Origin of the sequence: Arthrobacter sp. NQ7 (assembly GCF_029581595.2) — a bacterium.
Classification (GTDB): domain Bacteria; phylum Actinomycetota; class Actinomycetes; order Actinomycetales; family Micrococcaceae; genus Arthrobacter; species Arthrobacter phenanthrenivorans_B.
The window spans coordinates 1-18,153 of the sequence record NZ_JARFXU020000025.1 but is presented as its reverse complement, the minus strand read 5'-3'; the positions used below and the strand labels follow the sequence as shown (position 1 = coordinate 18,153).

23 protein-coding genes and 1 pseudogene are annotated in these 18,153 nt (G+C 67.2%); 14 read left to right on the top strand and 10 right to left on the bottom strand.

Annotated elements, in window-relative coordinates; genetic code table 11:
* Positions 1-351 (bottom strand): annotated as a pseudogene (locus PUN71_RS19615) (sulfonate ABC transporter substrate-binding protein); the annotation flags it as partial.
* 276 nt (positions 352-627) lie between these two features.
* On the opposite strand from PUN71_RS19615, the gene PUN71_RS19610 reads away from it, so the two are divergent.
* A complete protein-coding gene (locus PUN71_RS19610) occupies positions 628-774 on the top strand; it encodes a lmo0937 family membrane protein (protein WP_110542275.1) in 147 nt (48 codons plus the stop codon).
* A gap of 52 nt (positions 775-826) precedes the next feature.
* On the opposite strand, the gene PUN71_RS19605 is transcribed toward PUN71_RS19610, so the two are convergent.
* Entirely contained in the window at positions 827-2,125 is a 1,299-nt protein-coding gene (locus PUN71_RS19605; RefSeq protein ID WP_277799752.1) for a Y-family DNA polymerase, read from the bottom strand.
* Positions 2,126-2,133: 8 nt separating this feature from the next.
* Positions 2,134-2,565, bottom strand: coding sequence for a LexA family protein (locus PUN71_RS19600; protein ID WP_043450241.1), 432 nt, complete (start codon positions 2,563-2,565; stop codon positions 2,134-2,136).
* A gap of 256 nt (positions 2,566-2,821) precedes the next feature.
* Here PUN71_RS19600 and PUN71_RS19595 point away from each other — a divergent pair, with 256 nt between their 5' ends.
* From PUN71_RS19595 to PUN71_RS19580, 4 genes are all read left to right on the top strand, one after another.
* Positions 2,822-3,133 carry a hypothetical protein gene (locus PUN71_RS19595; protein WP_277799751.1) on the top strand — a complete coding sequence of 104 codons (312 nt, stop codon included), beginning with the start codon at positions 2,822-2,824 and terminating at the stop codon, positions 3,131-3,133.
* Between the two features lie 94 nt (positions 3,134-3,227).
* The gene (locus tag PUN71_RS19590; protein WP_277799750.1) at positions 3,228-4,046 is read left to right on the top strand and encodes an HAD family hydrolase; all 819 of its coding nucleotides are present in this window, start codon (positions 3,228-3,230) and stop codon (positions 4,044-4,046) included.
* Positions 4,047-4,147: 101 nt separating this feature from the next.
* Complete coding sequence (locus PUN71_RS19585) at positions 4,148-4,411, top strand: hypothetical protein (RefSeq protein ID WP_277799749.1); 264 nt, start codon at positions 4,148-4,150, stop codon at positions 4,409-4,411.
* A 44-nt stretch (positions 4,412-4,455) separates the two neighbouring features.
* Entirely contained in the window at positions 4,456-5,268 is an 813-nt protein-coding gene (locus PUN71_RS19580) for a glycerophosphodiester phosphodiesterase family protein (protein ID WP_277799748.1), read from the top strand.
* Here PUN71_RS19580 and PUN71_RS19575 read toward each other — a convergent pair.
* A complete protein-coding gene (locus tag PUN71_RS19575) occupies positions 5,265-5,702 on the bottom strand; it encodes a hypothetical protein (protein WP_043450226.1) in 438 nt (145 codons plus the stop codon). The genes PUN71_RS19580 and PUN71_RS19575 overlap by 4 nt on opposite strands.
* Before the next feature lie 134 nt (positions 5,703-5,836).
* Between PUN71_RS19575 and PUN71_RS19570 the strand changes: the two genes are divergently transcribed.
* Positions 5,837-6,073 carry a DUF6480 family protein gene (locus PUN71_RS19570; protein ID WP_277799747.1) on the top strand — a complete coding sequence of 79 codons (237 nt, stop codon included), beginning with the start codon at positions 5,837-5,839 and terminating at the stop codon, positions 6,071-6,073.
* A 17-nt stretch (positions 6,074-6,090) separates the two neighbouring features.
* Here PUN71_RS19570 and PUN71_RS19565 read toward each other — a convergent pair whose 3' ends face one another.
* From PUN71_RS19565 to PUN71_RS19555, 3 genes are all read right to left on the bottom strand, one after another.
* A complete protein-coding gene (locus tag PUN71_RS19565) occupies positions 6,091-7,155 on the bottom strand; it encodes an EAL domain-containing protein (RefSeq protein ID WP_277799746.1) in 1,065 nt (354 codons plus the stop codon).
* 171 nt (positions 7,156-7,326) lie between these two features.
* Positions 7,327-8,877 carry a putative bifunctional diguanylate cyclase/phosphodiesterase gene (locus tag PUN71_RS19560; RefSeq protein ID WP_277799745.1) on the bottom strand — a complete coding sequence of 517 codons (1,551 nt, stop codon included), beginning with the start codon at positions 8,875-8,877 and terminating at the stop codon, positions 7,327-7,329.
* 20 nt (positions 8,878-8,897) lie between these two features.
* The gene (locus PUN71_RS19555) at positions 8,898-10,571 is read right to left on the bottom strand and encodes a hybrid sensor histidine kinase/response regulator (RefSeq protein WP_277799744.1); all 1,674 of its coding nucleotides are present in this window, start codon (positions 10,569-10,571) and stop codon (positions 8,898-8,900) included.
* 186 nt (positions 10,572-10,757) lie between these two features.
* Here PUN71_RS19555 and PUN71_RS19550 point away from each other — a divergent pair, with 186 nt between their 5' ends.
* The 5 genes from PUN71_RS19550 (at position 10,758) to PUN71_RS19530 (ending at position 14,638) form a co-directional block, all read left to right on the top strand.
* The gene (locus tag PUN71_RS19550) at positions 10,758-11,534 is read left to right on the top strand and encodes a class I SAM-dependent methyltransferase (protein WP_277799787.1); all 777 of its coding nucleotides are present in this window, start codon (positions 10,758-10,760) and stop codon (positions 11,532-11,534) included.
* Positions 11,535-11,690: 156 nt separating this feature from the next.
* Positions 11,691-11,954 (top strand): hypothetical protein, encoded by a 264-nt coding sequence (locus PUN71_RS19545; protein ID WP_277799743.1) that lies wholly within the window; start codon positions 11,691-11,693, stop codon positions 11,952-11,954.
* An 88-nt stretch (positions 11,955-12,042) separates the two neighbouring features.
* On the top strand, positions 12,043-12,483 hold the full coding sequence (locus tag PUN71_RS19540; RefSeq protein ID WP_277799742.1) for a hypothetical protein: 441 nt from the start codon (positions 12,043-12,045) through the stop codon (positions 12,481-12,483).
* Between the two features lie 109 nt (positions 12,484-12,592).
* The gene (locus tag PUN71_RS19535; RefSeq protein WP_277799741.1) at positions 12,593-13,402 is read left to right on the top strand and encodes an SDR family oxidoreductase; all 810 of its coding nucleotides are present in this window, start codon (positions 12,593-12,595) and stop codon (positions 13,400-13,402) included.
* A 111-nt stretch (positions 13,403-13,513) separates the two neighbouring features.
* A complete protein-coding gene (locus PUN71_RS19530) occupies positions 13,514-14,638 on the top strand; it encodes a glycerate kinase (protein WP_277799740.1) in 1,125 nt (374 codons plus the stop codon).
* Between the two features lie 12 nt (positions 14,639-14,650).
* Here the strand turns inward: PUN71_RS19530 and PUN71_RS19525 are convergent, their stop codons facing one another.
* Genes PUN71_RS19525 through PUN71_RS19515 form a run of 3 tightly spaced genes read right to left on the bottom strand, consistent with a single transcriptional unit; the run spans position 14,651 to position 16,215 of the window.
* Positions 14,651-14,983 (bottom strand): LuxR family transcriptional regulator, encoded by a 333-nt coding sequence (locus tag PUN71_RS19525; protein WP_277799739.1) that lies wholly within the window; start codon positions 14,981-14,983, stop codon positions 14,651-14,653.
* 44 nt (positions 14,984-15,027) lie between these two features.
* A complete protein-coding gene (locus PUN71_RS19520) occupies positions 15,028-15,690 on the bottom strand; it encodes a DUF6766 family protein (protein ID WP_277799738.1) in 663 nt (220 codons plus the stop codon).
* A 3-nt stretch (positions 15,691-15,693) separates the two neighbouring features.
* On the bottom strand, positions 15,694-16,215 hold the full coding sequence (locus PUN71_RS19515) for a DUF6328 family protein (RefSeq protein WP_043450203.1): 522 nt from the start codon (positions 16,213-16,215) through the stop codon (positions 15,694-15,696).
* Between the two features lie 219 nt (positions 16,216-16,434).
* Between PUN71_RS19515 and PUN71_RS19510 the strand changes: the two genes are divergently transcribed.
* The 3 genes from PUN71_RS19510 to PUN71_RS19500 form a co-directional block, all read left to right on the top strand.
* On the top strand, positions 16,435-17,334 hold the full coding sequence (locus PUN71_RS19510; RefSeq protein ID WP_277799737.1) for an SDR family oxidoreductase: 900 nt from the start codon (positions 16,435-16,437) through the stop codon (positions 17,332-17,334).
* Between the two features lie 60 nt (positions 17,335-17,394).
* Positions 17,395-17,760 (top strand): hypothetical protein, encoded by a 366-nt coding sequence (locus tag PUN71_RS19505; RefSeq protein WP_277799736.1) that lies wholly within the window; start codon positions 17,395-17,397, stop codon positions 17,758-17,760.
* 210 nt (positions 17,761-17,970) lie between these two features.
* Positions 17,971-18,153: glycosyltransferase family 2 protein (locus PUN71_RS19500; RefSeq protein ID WP_502861112.1), on the top strand; the 183-nt coding region annotated here is incomplete at its 3' end.

Genomic DNA, 18,153 nt, shown 5'->3' with positions numbered 1-18,153 from the left:
GATGGCCGCGGGGCCGGCGTTGAACACCTGGGTGCTGAGCTTCGTGCTCCCCAGTTCATCGGCGATGAAGGCTTTGCTGACGCCCACCAGGGCCGGGGCGTGCGTGACATTGCCGAAGTAACCGAGTTTCAGCTCGGCGGCAGGATTGCCCGCCGGAGCCGCCTCGGCTGCCGGTGCCGCGCTGCCGTTGTTGACGGCGGAGGCGACGGCGGCACCCCCGCCGACGAGGGCCAGGACGGCTGCCGCGATGCCGATCTTCAGGCCGAGGGGGCGCTTGGGTTTCGCTGACTGTCCGGCGACGATGCGGGTTGAGGACTGGACGTGCGGGTTCTTGTCCTGCTGGTTTGCCATGGGGAAATCCTTTGCTGGGGCGGATGCTGAGACGAGATTACGGAGCGCCCGCCACCCCCACAATCAATCCCGTAGCGGGCGTTCACGCGGCGACGCGAACGCTCAACGCGGCGTAGCGCGGCGTCAAAAATCGTCGCGCGGCGTCTCCAACCGGTGGCTGGGGCCCACGGCAGCGGCCAAGCCTGTGGCCAGCAGGTGTGGGCCCTGATTCGCCCCCTTGCCCGGTGGGTACCTACACCGCATGGGGATCTCGTAAAACTAGGAAAGGACACACTCATGTTGCTTTGGATTGCCATCATCATCGCCGTTCTGTGGCTTCTTGGACTGCTCGCGAACATTGGCGGCGGCCTGATCCACATTCTCCTGGTCGTCGCAGTCGTGGTCCTGATCATCCACTTCGTCCGCGGCAGGTCCCGCGTCTAGCAAGCTGCCGCTCCCCCCGCCGGCCGGCAGCCCGGCGGCGGGGCCCGGTGGTTCACGCAGCCTTTACCAAAGGCAGTTCGTCCCAATGCGTGGTGTAGCGGGGCGAGCGCATGTCGCGTTTCATGGTCCAGTCCAGTCCCGACCTGATGCCGGCGTGCCCCAACCCAATGGAGCTCCGGCCAAACTTCTTGCCCACGTCCTCAAGAAGGGGCCCGATTCCGCGGTCCTCGTGGGGGTTCACGAACGGCTCCAGCGGCGGCTGGTTCCCTGTGGGACGGAGGTCTGTGAGCATGAGGCCGGCCTTGGCGTATTTGAGTCCGTCCCGGATGTGGGGCAGGAGCGCGTGGGCGGCCCTGGTGAGCAGGACCGGATCCGCCGTGGGCATCGGAAGCGCGACGCACACGGATGGATACGCCTGTTCGTGGTTCCTGAAGGGGGACGTGGCAGCGAACGCCGTCAGGACCTTCGCCTGCAACCCGTGCTTGGATAGCCGGGCGCTCGCCTGCTGTCCATAGATGCTGAGCACCTCGCGCAGGCATGCCGCTGTTGTGACGGGGGTAGCGAAGGAGCGGGAAAAGATCAGCTGGTCGCGGCCGATGCGCTCCTCCTCCATGGGGATGCAGGGGGTTCCCCGCAACTCCAGGACCGTCCGCATCACCACCACCGAGAACCTGTCCCTGATCATGACGGGGTCCGCGCGGACCAGGTCCAGGACGTTGAAGATTCCCAGGATGTTGAGCCGCCGGGTGAGCCGCCCGGCGATGCCCCAGATCTCGTCCACGGGCAAGCGGGCCAGCAATGCCTCCCGCACCTCCTGCGGGACGGCGTCCCACAGGCAGACTCCGCCGAAAGCTGCATTGTTCTTGGCCCACTTGTTGCAGAGCTTGGCCAGGGTTTTAGTGGGGGCAATGCCAACGCACACCGGCACCCCCACATGCCGCCGCACGGCGTCCTTCATCCGGCGGCCCAAAGCCAGCAGCTCTTCCGGCCCGCCCTTCACGCCCAGGAACGCCTCGTCGATGCTGTAGACCTCAAGCCATGCAGAGTACCTGCCCAGCAGTTCCATCACCCGGGCGCTGATGTCCCCGTAGAGCTCATAGTTGCTGGACTTCGCCACCAGGCCCCATTCCTTGGCCCGCGGCGCAAGCTTGAACCAGGGCTCGCCGGTGGAGATGCCCAGGGTCTTCGCCTCAGGGGAGCGGGTCACCGCGCAGCCGTCATTGTTGGACAGCACCACCAGCGGCCGTCCCTCCAATGAGGGATCGAAAGCCCGCTCGGCCGAGGCGTAGAAGCAGTTGACGTCCACGTGGGCAATCTGCGGCATCCGCCGCATCAGGGCCGGCTTAGCCATGCTGCTCCTTACACATGGTGGAGGCACCTGGTGGCTACGCCCCAGATGGTCAACTCGGACAGGGCAGGAACGTGGATGTCCGGATACTTCGGGTTCTCTGCCTGCAGTACCACCCCTGTGCGGGTGATGCGGAGCCGCTTCACGGTCAGTTCTCCATCCAGCACAGCGATCACCACGGATCCGTCGCGGGGCTCCAGCGCCCGGTTCACGATCAGTTCATCGCCGTCGCTGATGCCGGCGCCCTCCATGGAATCACCGGTTACCCGGACCACAAAGGTGCTGGTGATGTCCTTGATCAGGTGTGCATTGAGGTCAATGCGGCCATCGAAGTAGTCCTGTGCCGGCGACGGGAAGCCCGCTGCCACCGCCACGGGGGAGATCAGCACCGAGAACAGGGAGGCGCCCGCATCTATCACGCGGGGACCGACAATAACGCCCACAACACACCTTTATTCGAAAATACGTTCGATAGTTTCAGTGTAGCGCCGGTGGCTGACAACGGGCACTCCCCCTGCCAGGCGGCGGAGAGTCCGCGGCTAACGAAGGGCTGCAGCCGTCGTCCACTGTTCTTGAGCCATTCTTTACCGGATCAGGCCGCGTCCTTGTGCTTCATCCCCCATCCTGAGCCTGGGTGGTTGCCGCCCTGCCAGCAGGTGGGCGGCCAGCTGCCCGGCCGGATCGAGGAAAGGACCTGTCGTGAAATTTGAAGTCGCGGACCGGGGTCAAGGGCCGTCCTGGTGGCGCTCTGAAAACGGTGAACTGCTGGCGTGGCCGGGCCGCTATTTCGCGTCCATGGCCTTCGCCGAACGTGAGGCAGCCGCCTTCAAGGCAGCTGCCGCCAATGCCACCTTCGAAATCTTCCGGAGTTCGGAGGGGTGGCGGTGGAGGGCTGTGCAGCCGGTGGACTACTGCATGGCCTATTCGCCGGGCGCCTTCACCAGGCCGGCCCAGGCCCGCAAGGCCGGAAGGGAGATCAGGCACAAGGTCCAGCACGCCGTCGGCCCCTGACTGCAAGATGGGACGCGCCCGGTCCCAGAGCCACTCCCGGGCCATGCTCCACCCTGCGCACCCCGGCGGCCGGACGCCCACGTAGACTGGCAGGATGCGGCTGGTTGCAAGCGATATCGACGGAACAATCCTTGGGCACGATGGAAAAATCAGCCCCCGCACCATCCGCGCCTTCCACGCCTGCCGGGAAGCCGGCGTCGAACTTGTCTTCGTCACCGGCCGGCCGCCGCGGTGGCTGCACCCGCTCGAGGAGCAGCTCGGCCACACCGGGCGGGTGATCTGCTCCAATGGTGCCGTCGTCTGGGACCTTGAGGCGGACCGCCTGGTCTCCGCCCGCGCCCTCGCCATCGGGACAGTCCTGGAACTCCGCCGCATCATCAAGGAACTCCGGCCCGCCGCGCTGTTCGCCGCCGAAACGCTCAGCGGATTCCACCTCGAGCCCGGCTTCATCGAAAACGGGTCCAGTGAACTGCTTGCCGAGTTCACTCCCGCGCCGCTGAAGGACACGCTTACCGATGACGACGCGGTGGTCAAGTTTCTCGCCATCGTCCGCGAAGGCACGCCCGATGACTTCCTGGCTGAGGTGGCGCCCGTCGTCGCACACCTGGCCGCCGCCACGCACTCCTCGCCGGGCGTCGCCATGCTCGAACTGTCCCTGCCCGGCGTCAACAAGGCAGTCACCCTGGCGGAATATGCCGCGGCCCTGGGAATCGACGCCGCCGACGTCGTCGCCTTTGGCGACATGCCCAATGACATTGAGATGCTCCGCTGGGCCGGCCACGGTTATGCCATGGCCAGCGGCCATCCGGAAGCCATCCGGGCAGCAGGGCAGCAGGCGCCGCATTTTGACGACGACGGCGTAGCCCAGGTTTTGGAGGCCAGGCTGGCTTCCCTGGGCGTCCAGTTTTCCTGATCCCCAAACTCCCAGCTGCCGCTCACCTGGCGTTTACCTTTCCGCCGTAGCCTCAAACGTGGAAAGCAGGCACCTCGTACGCCGGCTCTTAGGGGGCAACCATGGCAAAGAACGTCAAGCAGCACCTTGCCGATGCACCGCTGCGCACAGCGATGCCCGCTCCGCACTGGAAGCAGCTGCGGCAGGGTGACCGCGTCCGGGTCCTGTTCTCGCCGGGCTTCGAGGCAGGCGGCGTGGTGGACACGATCACCCCTGACCATACGGCGGTGTGGGTCCACCTCGACGGTGGCCGTGGCCGGACCCTGCTGCACTGCGGCGACGGCGTGGACATCGTTGCGTGCGGGGAGACCGACTGCCGGGAATGACCGCACCGGCCTGATCCAGGTGCTGCTGGCGGTACGCTCGCAGTGTGACCCTGCCCTTTTTTGACCATCAAGACCCGTCCGGGCGGCAGCTTCCCATCGCCATGGCGCACCGTGGGTTCTCGACGGAGGGGCTGGAGAACTCCATGGCCGCGTTCCGTTCCGGCGTCAGCCTGGGATTCCGGTATCTCGAAACCGATGTGCACACTACTGCGGACGGCGTTCTGCTGCTCTTTCACGACGAAACCCTTGACCGCGTGACCGACGGCAAGGGGCGGGTAGCGGACCTGCCGGCCGCGGACGTGGCCAAAGCGCGGATCAGCGGCCGCGAGCCCATCCCCACCTTCGACGAACTGGTCACCACACTTCCCGACGCCCGGCTGAACCTCGACGTCAAGGACTGGGGCTCAGTCCGCAGCACTGCCGCCGCCATCGAGCGGCACCAAGTGCACCACCGGGTACTGGTCACCAGTTTTTCCGACCGGCGGCGGCGGGCGGTGCTGAAGCTGCTCAGCCGGCCGGTGGCCTCCTCGGCGGGAGTGGGCTCAACGGCGCTTTTCACCCTGCTGGGCCCTGTGCTCCCGCGTCCGGTGTTCCGGTTTTTGATGCGTCCGGTCCTTCGCGACATCCACGCCCTGCAGGTTCCCGTGCGTTACGGGCGGCTCCGTGTTGTCACGTCCGGCTTCCTCCGGCGCGCCCATGCCCTTGGCCTGGTGGTGCACGTGTGGACCATCAATGACAGCGACGAAATGCACCGGCTCCTCGAACTGGGCGTGGACGGCATCGTCACTGACCGGGCGGACCTGCTGCGCGGCGTGCTGCTGGCCCGCGGCCAGTGGCCGCACCGGCCGGAGGGCTAACCCCGGCCCGTGCTGGTGGACGGATCCTCATCGCCTTCGGTCGGGTCTGCCCTCAGTTCATCGGGGTTGCTGTCCGGAAGTCCTGCCGGCCCCGCTGTTGTTCCCCCGCCACCGGTGGGTGCCGTGGCATCCCCGGCCAGGCCGTCGTCGTCCGTGCTGCCGGTGCCGTCCCTGTCATTGTCCGTCTCATCGACGTCCCCGCCGAGGGGACTGTCGGACACGGGGGCGGGCGCAGCTCCGGTCTTCAAACCGGGCGCCTTCTGCTTCTCCGCCGACATGGCGTTGGAACCTTCGCTGAGCGACGAGTGGACCTCCACGTCGTCATTGGGGTCGGTGGGATCGGGCACATCCAGCTTTTCCGTGGGCTTCGATGTCCCGGCCAGGTCCTCCATGGCGTTTTCCGCTGCCTTGCCAATGCTGTCGCCGATTCCCATGTGACTGCTCCTTCCGGCTCGCGTGCCGGTGCCCCAGCGGCATACCGGCCCTACTCCTCCAGAATTATCAGCATGCTTACAATTAGTCCAGTGCTGGGGAATCAGACCGCAGCCGGAGAGGAAGGAAGAGCAGCGTGAGTACTTACCATCCGGAAAATGATCCCGCGAACCCCGACCGGCCGGGACAGGAAGAAGTGGGCGCCGCCCAGCCGCACCTGGATGAGCAGCGCAGCAGGGAATCTGGCCGTTCGGCGAATCCGGACCCCGCAGAGGGCAACGTCACCGGACTGGAGCCCGGCGGGGGAGTGCCCCCGGGAGAGACCCCGCCGGCAGAAGACCAGATGAGCCGGGACCAGGGGCACTCGGAATAGCTGCCGGACGGCCCGGGTCAGGGCGACTTGGTACCGCGGGAGGTTGTGGGGGAGTCGCCCTGGCCGGCCAGCTGGCGCTCCAGGCCGTCAACGTCCAGGCGCGTGTTCCAGTTGGTCCAGTCCTCGGGGCGCACGGACGGCCGGCCCAGCAGGTAGCCCTGCCCGGCGCTGATGCCCAGCTCGGTGAGGACCTTGAGCTCGCCCACCGTCTCGATGCCCTCGGCCACCAGGGTGATGCCGACCTGGTCGGTAAAGTCCACCAGGCAGGCCGCCAGCGCTCGCTGGAGGCCGTCCTTGTCCACGTCGCCGATCACGTTGCGGCCCACTTTGAGGAAATCAGGCTGGAGATGGATCATCCGGCTCAGGGCGCCGGCACCGGTGTGGGTGTCGTCGACGGCGAGCCGCAGCCCTTTTTCACGGAGTGGATTCAGGGCGGAAATAAACTGCAGGTATTCCTCGTCCGGAATATCCTCCGTCAATTCGAGCACCACCCGGTCGATGGGCAGTTCAATGTGCTCGAACAGTTCCGGCAACCGAGGATCCAGGCAGGACGTCGGCGAAATATTAAGGGAAACGTAAAGGTCTTCCGGCAGGTTTTGGGCGGCGGCAGCCGCGGAGCCCAGCGCAGCAAATTCGAGGTTTGCGCCCAGACCCACGGCGGCGGCCTCGGCGAACCACAGTTCGGCGGCGGCGCCGTCGTCGCTGACGAAACGGGAAAGGGCTTCCGCCCCAACCACGGTTTTCCCCTCCAGCCCGTAGATGGGCTGGAACGCGGTCATGACCATCTGGTTCTGCAGCAGGGCGCCAATGCGGGAGATGCTGCGGATTGCGTCCAGCTGCTCCGCGAACTGCGGCGGCAGCGCCGGCGCGCCAAGGCGCATGTCCCGGGTGGCCTCCAGCGTTTCCACCACGGTGGCGTCACTGCGCCGGGTCTCGAGAAGGTATTCCAGCAGGGCCCGTTCGGGCACGCCGGGATTCTCATCGAGGCTGTTGCTCAGCCGCTGCCGGACGGCGGCTCCCGAAGGATCCGTATCCGCCAGCACGGCGGCGATAATTCCCCATGCCTGTACCCGAACCGACATTAGCAACGCCCCCAGTTGACGAAGTAATGACCCGATGGCCCAATAATGTTCAAATGTCCAAACGCCTTATAAAAGTACGGTGCTGCCAGACCTGAATTCCGCGGCGGCGAAAAACCAGACACCGCACGCTGATCGTATAACGGCGGCCGGAAAAGCGCAGTAGTTTTGACGTTACTGGTTAGCGCTTTCCTGCTGGTCAGCCAGCAGTTGCGGAATCTGCTCCGGCGGCACCGGGCGGCTGAAGTAGTAGCCCTGCGCGCTGCGGCAGCCCAGGTCGCGCAGGATGGCGGCCTGTTCCGCCGTTTCCACGCCCTCCCAGACGGCCTCGAGCCCGCAGGCCCGGACCAGCTGCAGGACCGCAGCCACCAGGGCAGGCTGGCTGGGATCCGTCTCCAGCCCCGTGATCAGCGACCTGTCCACTTTGACCCGGTCCACGGGCAGCCGCCGGAGGTAGCTGATGGACGAGTAGCCGGTGCCGAAGTCATCAATTTCGATTCCCACGCCCAGGCCCCGGAGCCCGCCAAGCGAATAGCGGTCCAGGTCGTTGCCTTTGACGATCGCCACTTCGGTCAGCTCCAGCACCACCTGCTCCGGCTTCACGCCGGTCTCCTGGAGCGTGTTCCGCACATCCTCGATGAACTGCAGGCTCTGCAGGTCCGTGGCCGAAATGTTGACGCGCACCGAGAATGTGCCATCCACCAGGGAGGCGTCGATCCACGTCCGCAGCTGCCGTACCGCCGTCTGAAGGACCCACAGCCCCAGCTGCGAGATCAGCCCGGCCTCTTCGGCGAGGGGAATGAATTCGTCCGGCATGATGAAGCCCCGCGTGGGGTGGTTCCAGCGGACCAGCGCCTCCACGCCTTCGATCCTGCCGGTGCCAAGTTCCACCACCGGCTGGTAGTGCAGTGTCAGCGCGTCGTTCCTGATGGCGGCGCGCAGGTCGTCCACCAGCTGGCTGCGGAGCCGCCGCATCAGGAGCAGGGCAGGCTCGAACCGGTGCAGTTTGTTCTGCCCCTCAGCTTTGGAGGCGTACATGGCAACGTCGGCCTCCATCAGCATGTCCTCCGGAGTCTGGCCATCACCGCCCACGCTGAGCCCGATGCTGGCACCGCAGCGCACGCTGCGGCCGGGCAGTTCAACAGGGTCCTGGAGCGAGGCCAGGATCCGGTGCGCCACGACCGCCGCCTGGTCCGCCGACGCCGACGGCATGACGATGGCGAATTCGTCACCGCCCAGGCGGGCTACGACGTCGGACGTCCGGACGGCGGTCCGCAGCCTTTCGCCGACGGTCACCAGCACCTGGTCACCGGCGGTGTGCCCCAGGCTGTCGTTGATGGCTTTGAAGGCGTCCAGGTCCAGGAGCAGGATGGCCGGGCCTTCCTGCGCCGGCTCGCCGTCGGCTCCCGGCCGCGCCTCGAGGGCGGTGCGGAGCGCGTCGAGCAGCGCCGAGCGGTTGGCCAGGCCGGTCAACGGGTCCTGCATGGCCATCTTCTGCATTTCAAGGTGTGCCTCGTGCAGGAGCTGGGTGCGGACCTGGACGCGCTGCTCAAGTTCCGCGTAAATGATCTGCAGGTCCTCGGCCAGGAGGTTGGTGCCCATGATGATCGCGTCGAGCTCGTCCCGCGCGGGCGAGACCTCGATCCGCGAGGTGAGGTCGCCGGAAGCAAGCCGGACAATGCCTTCCAGCAGCTGGGAGAGCCGGGGGTCGTCGTCGGCAAACATGGCCTGTCCTCCTTCGGCGCCTAGTTGGCCTGGGCGCGGTCAGTGCCGAGGGGAAGGCTGACCGTGACCGTGGTCCCGGCACCCAGCGTTGAAGCGACGTCGATGCGGCCGCCGTGGCGGTCCACAATGTCCTTGGAGATGGCCAGTCCCAGCCCGGTTCCCGGGATGGCCCCGTTCATGGCGTTGGAGGCCCGGTAGAACCTGGTGAAGACGTGGTTGATTTCATCGCTCGAGATGCCGATTCCGGTGTCGGCAATCCGTACCGTGGCCCACTTGGAACCGTCGGCCGTGGCGTGCGATTCGCTGCCGACTTCGATCCGGCCGCCGCTGGGCGTGAACTTGATGGCGTTGGACACCAGGTTGGTGAACACCTGCTGCAGCTGCACCTCGTCGGCGAGTATTTCCGGATCCTCGGGAACGGGATCCACGTCGATGGTGACGTTTTGGAGCGTGGCCAGCGGGCGCAGCGCCGCGGCCACCAGGTCCAGCGTGTGCCCCAGGCGGACGGGTGCCAGCTGCATGGCGGTGTTGTCCAGGCCGCCGCGCGAGACGCTCAGCATGTCCTCGATGAGCGTCCGGAGCCGTTCGGTGTTGCGGACCACGATGTCCAGCATCTGATGGACCTCGTTGGACACCGGGTGCTCGGTACTTTCCTGGATCATGTCCAGGTAGGCCATGATCGAGGTCAAGGGAGTGCGCAGCTCGTGGTTCACCGTGGCCAGGAAATCGGTCTTGGCCTTGTCGAGTTCCCGCAGCTGCTTGACCACCTGCTGCTGGCTGTTGATCAGGTGGCTTTGGATCAGCCCGTAGGCGGCGTTCCCCGCCACGTGCCGGATCAGTCCCAGTTCCGCATTGGACCAGGTGCGCGGCCTGTCCATAGTGGCGATCAGGATGATGCCCAGCGAGGAATTTCCTTCGCCGATGGGCACGGCCAGCGTCGAGGCGGCTCCGGCGACGGCGGCCGCCGGCTTGTCGTCGTCCCGCGCGTCGGTGTCGCCGCCGTCAGCGGAGAGCGTTTCCGTTCCGGCCCAGAGTGCGTCGGCCGTGGCACGTGCCTCGTCCTCGCAGGGCAGGGCGCCGGGGGGCAGCTCCGAAAGGCCCGGCCGGTGCCAGGTGGCCGTGATGGCGGGAACGCGGTGGTCCTCGAAAGTGCAGAGGACCACGTGGTCGGCCTTGAAGGTACGGCCGAAGCCCGACACCACGTGGTTGGCGATTTCCTGGGGATCGTTGGTGGCGCGAACCGCAGCGGAAACTTCGCGCAGCTGTTCACGGAGCCCCTCGGCCTCCTGCCTGGAGGCCCGGCGCCGGGATACCTGTTCAATGAGGACTGATGCACGGTGGACCAGTTCCTTGGGCGCCGGCGGCTTGGTGATGCAGTCGTGGACGCCCGGCGGCTTTGCCGCTGCTATTTCGGCGGGGCTGTCCAGGTCCACCATGACCAGGACGGGGGCCTGGGACTGCACGGAGGAGAGGAAAGCGTCCGCCACAATGACGGATGGTTCGCCGGCCCGCAGCGCGGTGGCCAGGGTGCCGGCGTCGGCCGCTTCCAGGACGGTGTATCCGGCATCGCGCAGTGCCTGTGCGTTGCGTGCCAGCCGCCCGGTGTCGGGATCGGCGACGACGGCGGTCCGGGGCAGGCGCGCGTCACTCGGCACAGCCGTCACAGTGCTCCCTTCCCTCCCAGTTGAGTACATTCTAGGGGGATGCGGGCTGCGCAAGTCCACAGCGGACGGACGCCGGACCCGGCTGCTGCTGCGCAGCGCGGGGTGATGGCACGCCGTAACGCAGCGCAAGGTGCATCCGCTGGGCGGGAGGGAACATATATTTGACCCGTGCCCTACCCAACAAAGCCGCCGCGTTCCGCCTGGCAGAAGTACCTGATGATCCCCAAGCTCGTCAGGCTCTCGCGGAGCGCCCCCAAGGACCGCAACACTGCGTGGGACAGTTACTGGGCACGCATCACCGCCACCGGCCCGGGCGGCGAGGTCCTCTGGGATTCGGGCAATGACCACGAGTTCCTGGGGTACAAGGACAGCCTCCTGCGCCATCTTGATCCCGGGCTCCCCGTCGTGGACACCGGCTGCGGCCACGGCAGCTTCACCCGCGCGCTGGCGGGGATCTTCCCCCGGGTGGTCGGCGTGGACGTCTCCCCCCACGCCGTGGCCAAAGCGCGCGCCGGGTCCGCCGGGACTGCCAACATGACGTTCGAAGCGCGGGACATGACGGCGGAAGGCGCAGGCGCAGCCCTGGCGCAGTCCATCGGCACAGAGGACGCGGGCGCGAATGTCTTCATTCGCGGCGTGCTCCACGTCCTGGACCCGGCGCACCAGGCGGCGCTGGTGGAAAACCTGCGGGCCCTGGCCGGACGCCGCGGCACCGTGTTCATGGCCGAAACCAACTTCCAGGGAAACGCGGTTGAGTATGTGTCCCATCTCGGCGCCACCACCAAAGCTATTCCGGCGCCGCTGGAACTGGCCATCCGCGGGCTCCCCATGCCGGGGCACTTCGGCCCCTTGGAGCGCGACCGTGCCTTCCCGGCGTCGTCCTGGGAACTCCTTGAGGATGGCCATGTGACCATCGAGACCAACCCCGCCACAGGGGTCCCCGGCCAGGACCAGGTACCGGGATATTTCGCCGTGGTGCGCCCCCGCCGCTAGCGCTGCAGCGGGCGGCCCCTCCACTCCCGCGCAGATTCCCCGCAGTCCCGCACATCGCCCACAGGGCCCCGGCCCTGCCCTTGACACGGGGCTGCATCCAGAGGCTACATGGTAAGTAGACTTACTAGTTAGCCCGGAAGGGAGAGGAGGTCCGCCATGGCAGGGGATAGAGACGCCAGGAGCCGTGCAGCGGATGAAAGCAGGGACCGCGGGGACCTGGGCGCTGGGCCCGAAGGCGGCAAGATCCGGCGCGGACCGGACTCCTCGACATCCCTGAAGTATTCGCAGCGAGTCGCCGGGTGGAATGGTTCCACACTTTTCAACTCCCGGAGACTGAATTTCATCTACCAGGAACAGCGCGGCGACGGCAGGCAATCGAACTTCTTCCGGTTGGAGAACCCCAACCGCGAAGACGCCTGAGCCGCATCCGCGCCCCAGCGTCCAGCCCGCACCGGAACATCCTCCGGAGCCGGCTCCGGCCGCCGGCGCAAGACCTACAGGACCCATCATGAGCAACCTCATTCCATCCGGCGCACTCCGCCGGATGCTGCTTCCCCCCACATACGGACGGCACGTCACCCCGGATACCGAATTCACCATCCTCTCCGTAGAGGTGTGGGCATCCGGACTGGTGGTGAACATCCACCTTCCCGCCGGCGACGCGCCCGAGCCCCGGATTACTCTCCAGGACCACTTGGGGACCGAATACACCCTCCAGGAGTCCGCCACCGTGGGTTCCCGGAACCTCCAGGTGTTCACCCCCTCGGTTCCACCCGGCACCAGGAGCCTGACCGTCCGGTCGGCAGACGATGCCGCCGGCCGGCCCGTGGTGACCTTCGCGGTCCCGTTAATGGCCGTCCCCGAACCACCACGGGAGGCCGCGGCAGTCCGCCGGCCATCCCACGCTCCCGATGACGGGTACGGGCCGGAACTCCGCCGCCCCGCCTGACCGGCGACCGTGGCATCCGCCTGGCCGTCAAAGCTGCCTGACCGTGGCCCGCCGGCCGTGAACGCCGGCCCGACATCATCGCCCGCCGCACCTACCGAAAGGCCCTATCATGCCGGACACCAGCAACTTCACGCCAACCACCGCCATCGTGACCGGCTCCGATTCCGGAATCGGCAAAGCAACCGCCGTGGCCCTGGCCCGGGCCGGAATGGATGTGGGCGTCACCTGGCATTCCGACGAGGAGGGTGCGGAAAAGACAGCCAGCGAGATCCGCGGGGTGGGCCGCAAGGCGGTGGTCCGGCAACTGGACACCACCGAACTCCGCTCCGCTGCCGGCGTCATCGATGACCTCGCCGCGGAACTGGGCGGCCTGGACGTCTTCGTGAACAACGCGGGGACAGGCGCCAGCACCGCATTCCTCGACATGGACCTCGACGACTGGACGCGGATCCTGGACACGAACCTTAACGGAGCCTTCGTCTGCCTGCAGGCGGCGGCCAGGCGGATGGTCAAGGCCGGAACCGGCGGCCGCCTCATCGCCGTGTCCAGCGTCCACGAATTCCAGCCCCGCGTCGGCTCGTCCGCCTACGATGCGTCCAAGCACGGACTTGGCGGACTGATGAAGACACTGGCCCTGGAGCTGGGGCGGTACGGCATTACCGCCAACACCGTCGCCCCCGGTGAGATCGCCACGCCCATGACGGGGCAGGAGGACCAGGATCCGACGGCGACGGATCGGCCCGGAGTGCCCCTGGGGCGTCCCGGGAGCGCATGGGAGATTGCGGACGTCGTTGCGTTCCTCGCCTCGCCGGCGTCCAGCTACGTCACCGGTGCAGCCTGGGTGGTGGACGGTGGAATGCTGCAGATGGGGCCGCAGGCCGGCTCCCACATCACCAGCAACGACTGGCGCGAGGCCTAGGCGGCGCCTGGGGCGGCGGTGGCCGCGCGGTGCTGCCGAATGACAGTCACATAGGCGCCAGTGGCTTCGGTGGCAAGCGCTTTCCTGCCGCTTGCTGGCATGATGGAGCGCATGCGCATTCTTATCGCTCCGGACAAGTTCAAGGGGTCCCTGACGGCTGCTGAGGCGGCCGCCGCCATTGCGGAGGGGGCGTTGCGGGTGTACCCGGACGCCGTCGCCACCCAGTTCCCCATTGCCGACGGCGGGGAAGGCACCCTGGAAGCGGCCGTCGCGGCCGGCTATGAAGAGCGGCTGAACGCGGTGGTTGGTCCCATCCTGGCTCCGCTCGGAGCGGCCTGGGCCATCCACAAAGCGGCCGACGGCAAGGTGACGGCCGTGATCGAGACTGCCCAGGCGTCGGGCCTGGCCGATATGGAGCCGACACCCGAAAACGCACTGCGCGCGCACAGCTACGGCTGCGGCCAGCTCATCGCGGCGGCCCTGGACGCGGGAGCCACGGAGATCGTCCTGGGGCTGGGCGGATCGGCGATGACCGACGGCGGCAGCGGCGCCCTGCGCGCCCTTGGCCTGAAGCCCCTGGACCCGGCAGGGAACATGGTGCCCCTGGGCGGGGGCTCGCTGGCCGACGTCGTCGCCCTGGATACCAGCGCGCTGGACCCGCGCCTCACCACCACCACCTTCCGCATCGCCGTGGATGTCCGCAACCCCCTGTATGGCCCCTCCGGCGCGGCGCACGTTTTCGGCCCCCAGAAGGGTGCGGACCAGGACAGCGTGGAAAGGCTCGACGCCGGGCTGCGCAACTGGGCGTCCGTCCTGCGGGAAGCAACGGGCCGGGACGTGAACGTCCCCGGGGCCGGCGCCGCCGGTGGCTTCCCGGCGTCGTTCCTTGCCTTCACCGACGCCAGCCTGGAGGGCGGGTTCGCGCTGGTGGCCGGGCTGACCGGGCTGGCCGCCCAGTTGGACCAGGCAGACCTGGTGATTACCGGCGAAGGGTCGATGGACTCGCAGTCACTCACCGGCAAGGCGCCGATTGCGCTCGCGGACGCCGCCCGGGAGCGCGGTATTCCCGTCATCGTGGTGGCAGGCAGGATCCTGGTGACCTTCGAGGACCTTGCGGCACACGGTGTGGTGGCGGCGGCACAGTTGCTGGATGTCGCGGCAGGCCCCGACGACGCGGTGGCGAACGCCGCCAAGTACCTGGCCTGGGCCACAAGCCAGGTCCTCGAAGGGGCCTAGCCCTGCTTTGTGTCAGCCCACGATTGTGGTGTTGCGGCGGCGCCGGAAAACCAGGACCGCGATGACCACCAGGACGGCAACGCCGGCGATGACCCAGGGGGCGTAGTTCAAGCGCGTCGACTCATTCTGTGCCGACTCGCCCGTGCCGGGGTTGGCCGGGCCGGTGGATGCGGTATCCCCGGGGGAAGGCGTGGGAGACGTGGCAGCCGCCCATGCCCCTCCTGCGGATCCCGACGCCACCTGGCCGGGGACTGGGGCGGGCGCCGCAGCGGCGGCGCCGGCCGGCAGGGCGGGGGCGGCCATGAGCAAAAGGGCCAACAGGGTGGTTCGCAGGAACGTTCGCATGCAGTCTCTCCTCGTGGATGGGGCGGGTCGGATGGTGCGGGCCCTCAGGCCCCGGTTTCGTAGTGCGGTTCGGCAACGGGCTTGGACTCCGGTGACCCCTTTTCCCGCAGGTAGACCGATGCGCCCACCAGGACGGCAACGGCCAGGAACTCGCTCTGCCAGTTCTGGAAGGACTCGAACCAGAAGCGGCTGGTGCCCAGGTACTGCAGGAAGGTAATGCTGGGCTGGCCGTGGCTTTGCTGGTCCTGGTTGTACTCGTCCACGCCGCCGGCGGCGTGCAGGAGGAACGAGGCCAGGAACAACGCGAAGAACAGGATCGACAGGGAGTGCTCGTAGAACTTGAGCGCCACGCCGCCCCGACGAATGGGCCATGGCGTGGCCCTGCTGATGTTCGCATCGCGGGGGTCTTCATCCTGCGGGGCCTTCCTGCCCATCGGCTTGGACTCGGACGAGCCCTTCTGGAACAGGAACACCGTCAGCACCACATACATGGCCATCTGGAGGAACTCCGATTCCCAGTTCTCAAAGGTGGCTTCCACGAACGCGCCGGTGCCCAGGAACTGCAGGACCGAGACCGCAGGCTGCCCGTGCGCCTGCTGGTCTTCGCTGTAGGAGGCAGCTCCGGAAAGAATCATGCCCACGAAAAACGCCACGAAGAGGCCGGCGTTGGCCAACAGCAGCCCGTGCTCTTTTGCCCATCTGCGCATGTCTTACTCCTTCTCCGATGCGGGCGGGAGCATCCTGCCTGATGCCCGCTTGTTCAGGCTGAGCGGCACAAAAACCAGCATGACCACCATGACGCCCAGCAATGCCCCGCCTGCGGTCACGCCCGCGGACCGGCCCGCGGCGACGTCGAACACCAGGGCGGCGGTGCCGGCACTCAGCAGGGCGATGCCGCCAAGCGCGATCTTGGTGATGCTGTCGGCGCTGGAAACCAGCGTTTCCTTGAGCCGTTTGCGGAAGAGCCTGCGGTGCACGCTGACCGGAAGCAGGATGAAGGCGGTGGTCAGGGCCGCGATAACGACATTGGTGAGGTACAGCCCCACCTCCCAGTCGTCCAGCTTTTCGAAGCGCTGCTGGAACGGCAGTGTCAGCAGGAAGCCGGCCAGGATCTGCACGCCGGTCTGCAGGACGCGCAGCTCCTGCAGGAGCTCCGCCCAGTTGCGGTCCAGCTGTTCCTCGCGGGTTTCGTTCCGCCCCGTCCGGCCGGTGTAGTCCTCAACTTCGGACATGTGCGCTCCTTTCTTTCCGTCCAGGGCCCAGGCCTTCTTTCTACTCCTCCCATACCCAGAAACAAGGCCGGCCGTTGCGCGCGCCACGACATTTGATAAGTTTACTGATTATTACCCGAAGTGGTGGACTTGCTCCGTTGCCCGGGATAGCTTCAAAGAGCCGGGACATAGCGGAGTCTTTCCAACCGACACAGGTCAACCGACACAGGCAGGCGGACTATGAGCGACAGTGACAAGCAGGCAGACCAGCCGAAGGATCCGCGCGGCGGCTACCACTCAGGCCCGTTCCCCGAGCAGGAACAGAAACAGCCCGGCCTGACCGCGCCCATGGATCCCAAACCGGACCATGGTGAGCTCAGCTACGAGGGCCATGGCAAGCTCGCCGGAAAGGTCGCGCTGATCACCGGCGGAGACTCCGGCATCGGGAAGGCAGCGGCCATCGCCTTCGCCCGGGAAGGCGCCGACGTCGCCATCTCCTACCTCCCCGACGAGGAGGACGACGCGCAGGACACCGCAGAATGGATCCGCAAAGCCGGACGCCGCGCGCTGCTCTTTGCCGGTGACGGCCGGGAGGAGGACTTCAGCACGCGCATCGTGGAGGAGACCGCAGCCGAATTTGGCCGGCTCGACATCCTGGTCCTGAACGCGGCCTACCAAAAGAACCGTGAGAGCCTGGAGACCCTGCCCACCGCAGAGTTCGACCGGGTCTTCCGCACCAACCTGTACTCGCTGCTGTGGTCAGCACGCGCAGCGGTGCCGCACCTGAAGGCCGGCGCGTCCATCATCACCACGGCCTCGATCCAGGCCTTCAACCCATCGCCGGGCCTGATCGACTACGCCATGACCAAGGCAGCGCAGGTGGCTTTCACCAAAGCCCTGGCACAGGAACTCGGGCCCAAGGGAATCCGCGTGAACGCGGTGGCGCCGGGGCCCATCTGGACCCCCTTGATCCCTGCCACGGAGTGGCCGGACAAGCTCCCGTCCTTCGGCCAGGACACGCCCCTGGAACGGGCAGGGCAGCCCGCGGAACTCGCCGCCGCCTACGTGCTGCTCGCCTCGGAGGACGGCTCCTACATCTCCGGCGCCGTCCTGCCCGTCACCGGCGGCAAGGGACTGTGACGGCGCAGCAGAAAGCACCACATAGACCAGCAATATCGGCAACCAACAACAGGAGGAAGCATGACGCAGGAAAACCAGCAGGCTGAACCCGAGACCGCTCCCGGCGGCTACGGCACCCCCACGGCCGAGCAGGAGGCAGCCGGAGCCCAGGGCGGCCAGGGGCAGCAGTCCGGCGGCGGCACTTCTTCCGCCGGTGCTGACACCAACGATCCGCAGTCCGGAGCGGGCCAGCAGCCCGTTCCGCACGACATGGACCTTCCCTCCAGCGCAGCCGAGATCGATGAATCCAACGACGATTCCCAGGGCTCGGCCCCGGTGTCCTCCGAGTCCGGCCAGGAGGCCACGGGCATCCCGGACGGCAGCGGCAACGACCTGCCGCAGGAAAAGTCGCCCAATGACGACGGCGAGAACTTCGACGCCGGATAAAGACCGCCCGGCCAGCGGCCCCTGCCTCCACTGCCACTCCGGCGGTGGAAGCAGGGGCTTTCGCCGTTTCGGGGGGTGGCGAAAGGGGGAATAGATCCTGCCCGGCTGGGTACGGAATACGCGAAACCACGTGCCGGGAAACGGGCAGCAGCATGCACCTGGTGCTGCCCGCCGGCGCCAACGCCGATGCCGGAAGGGTGGACTGTGGGCATGAGAACTTCGGAACAGTGGGCGCGGCCCCGGGACCGGACGAGCCAAGTGGTGATGGACGTCCTGATCCCCACCTGCAACCGGCCGGCCGAACTCGCCGTCACCCTCGCGGGACTGGCCGCGCAATCCGGGCCGGCCTTCGCCGTCGTGGTCAGTGACCAGTCAGCGGGCCAGCCCGCCTGG

Coding starts and splice junctions, on each gene's coding strand:
- PUN71_RS19515 (WP_043450203.1), bottom strand. CDS start 16,215: ATGTCCGAAGTTGAGGACTACACCGGCCGGACGGGGCGGAACGAAACC.
- PUN71_RS19565 (WP_277799746.1), bottom strand. CDS start 7,155: ATGTCGGTTCGGGTACAGGCATGGGGAATTATCGCCGCCGTGCTGGCG.
- PUN71_RS19550 (WP_277799787.1), top strand. CDS start 10,758: ATGATCCCCAAGCTCGTCAGGCTCTCGCGGAGCGCCCCCAAGGACCGC.
- PUN71_RS19510 (WP_277799737.1), top strand. CDS start 16,435: ATGAGCGACAGTGACAAGCAGGCAGACCAGCCGAAGGATCCGCGCGGC.
- PUN71_RS19560 (WP_277799745.1), bottom strand. CDS start 8,877: ATGTTTGCCGACGACGACCCCCGGCTCTCCCAGCTGCTGGAAGGCATT.
- PUN71_RS19610 (WP_110542275.1), top strand. CDS start 628: ATGTTGCTTTGGATTGCCATCATCATCGCCGTTCTGTGGCTTCTTGGA.
- PUN71_RS19575 (WP_043450226.1), bottom strand. CDS start 5,702: ATGGGAATCGGCGACAGCATTGGCAAGGCAGCGGAAAACGCCATGGAG.
- PUN71_RS19530 (WP_277799740.1), top strand. CDS start 13,514: ATGCGCATTCTTATCGCTCCGGACAAGTTCAAGGGGTCCCTGACGGCT.
- PUN71_RS19605 (WP_277799752.1), bottom strand. CDS start 2,125: ATGGCTAAGCCGGCCCTGATGCGGCGGATGCCGCAGATTGCCCACGTG.
- PUN71_RS19505 (WP_277799736.1), top strand. CDS start 17,395: ATGACGCAGGAAAACCAGCAGGCTGAACCCGAGACCGCTCCCGGCGGC.
- PUN71_RS19540 (WP_277799742.1), top strand. CDS start 12,043: ATGAGCAACCTCATTCCATCCGGCGCACTCCGCCGGATGCTGCTTCCC.
- PUN71_RS19590 (WP_277799750.1), top strand. CDS start 3,228: ATGCGGCTGGTTGCAAGCGATATCGACGGAACAATCCTTGGGCACGAT.
- PUN71_RS19535 (WP_277799741.1), top strand. CDS start 12,593: ATGCCGGACACCAGCAACTTCACGCCAACCACCGCCATCGTGACCGGC.
- PUN71_RS19545 (WP_277799743.1), top strand. CDS start 11,691: ATGGCAGGGGATAGAGACGCCAGGAGCCGTGCAGCGGATGAAAGCAGG.
- PUN71_RS19555 (WP_277799744.1), bottom strand. CDS start 10,571: ATGTACTCAACTGGGAGGGAAGGGAGCACTGTGACGGCTGTGCCGAGT.
- PUN71_RS19585 (WP_277799749.1), top strand. CDS start 4,148: ATGGCAAAGAACGTCAAGCAGCACCTTGCCGATGCACCGCTGCGCACA.
- PUN71_RS19520 (WP_277799738.1), bottom strand. CDS start 15,690: ATGCGCAGATGGGCAAAAGAGCACGGGCTGCTGTTGGCCAACGCCGGC.
- PUN71_RS19525 (WP_277799739.1), bottom strand. CDS start 14,983: ATGCGAACGTTCCTGCGAACCACCCTGTTGGCCCTTTTGCTCATGGCC.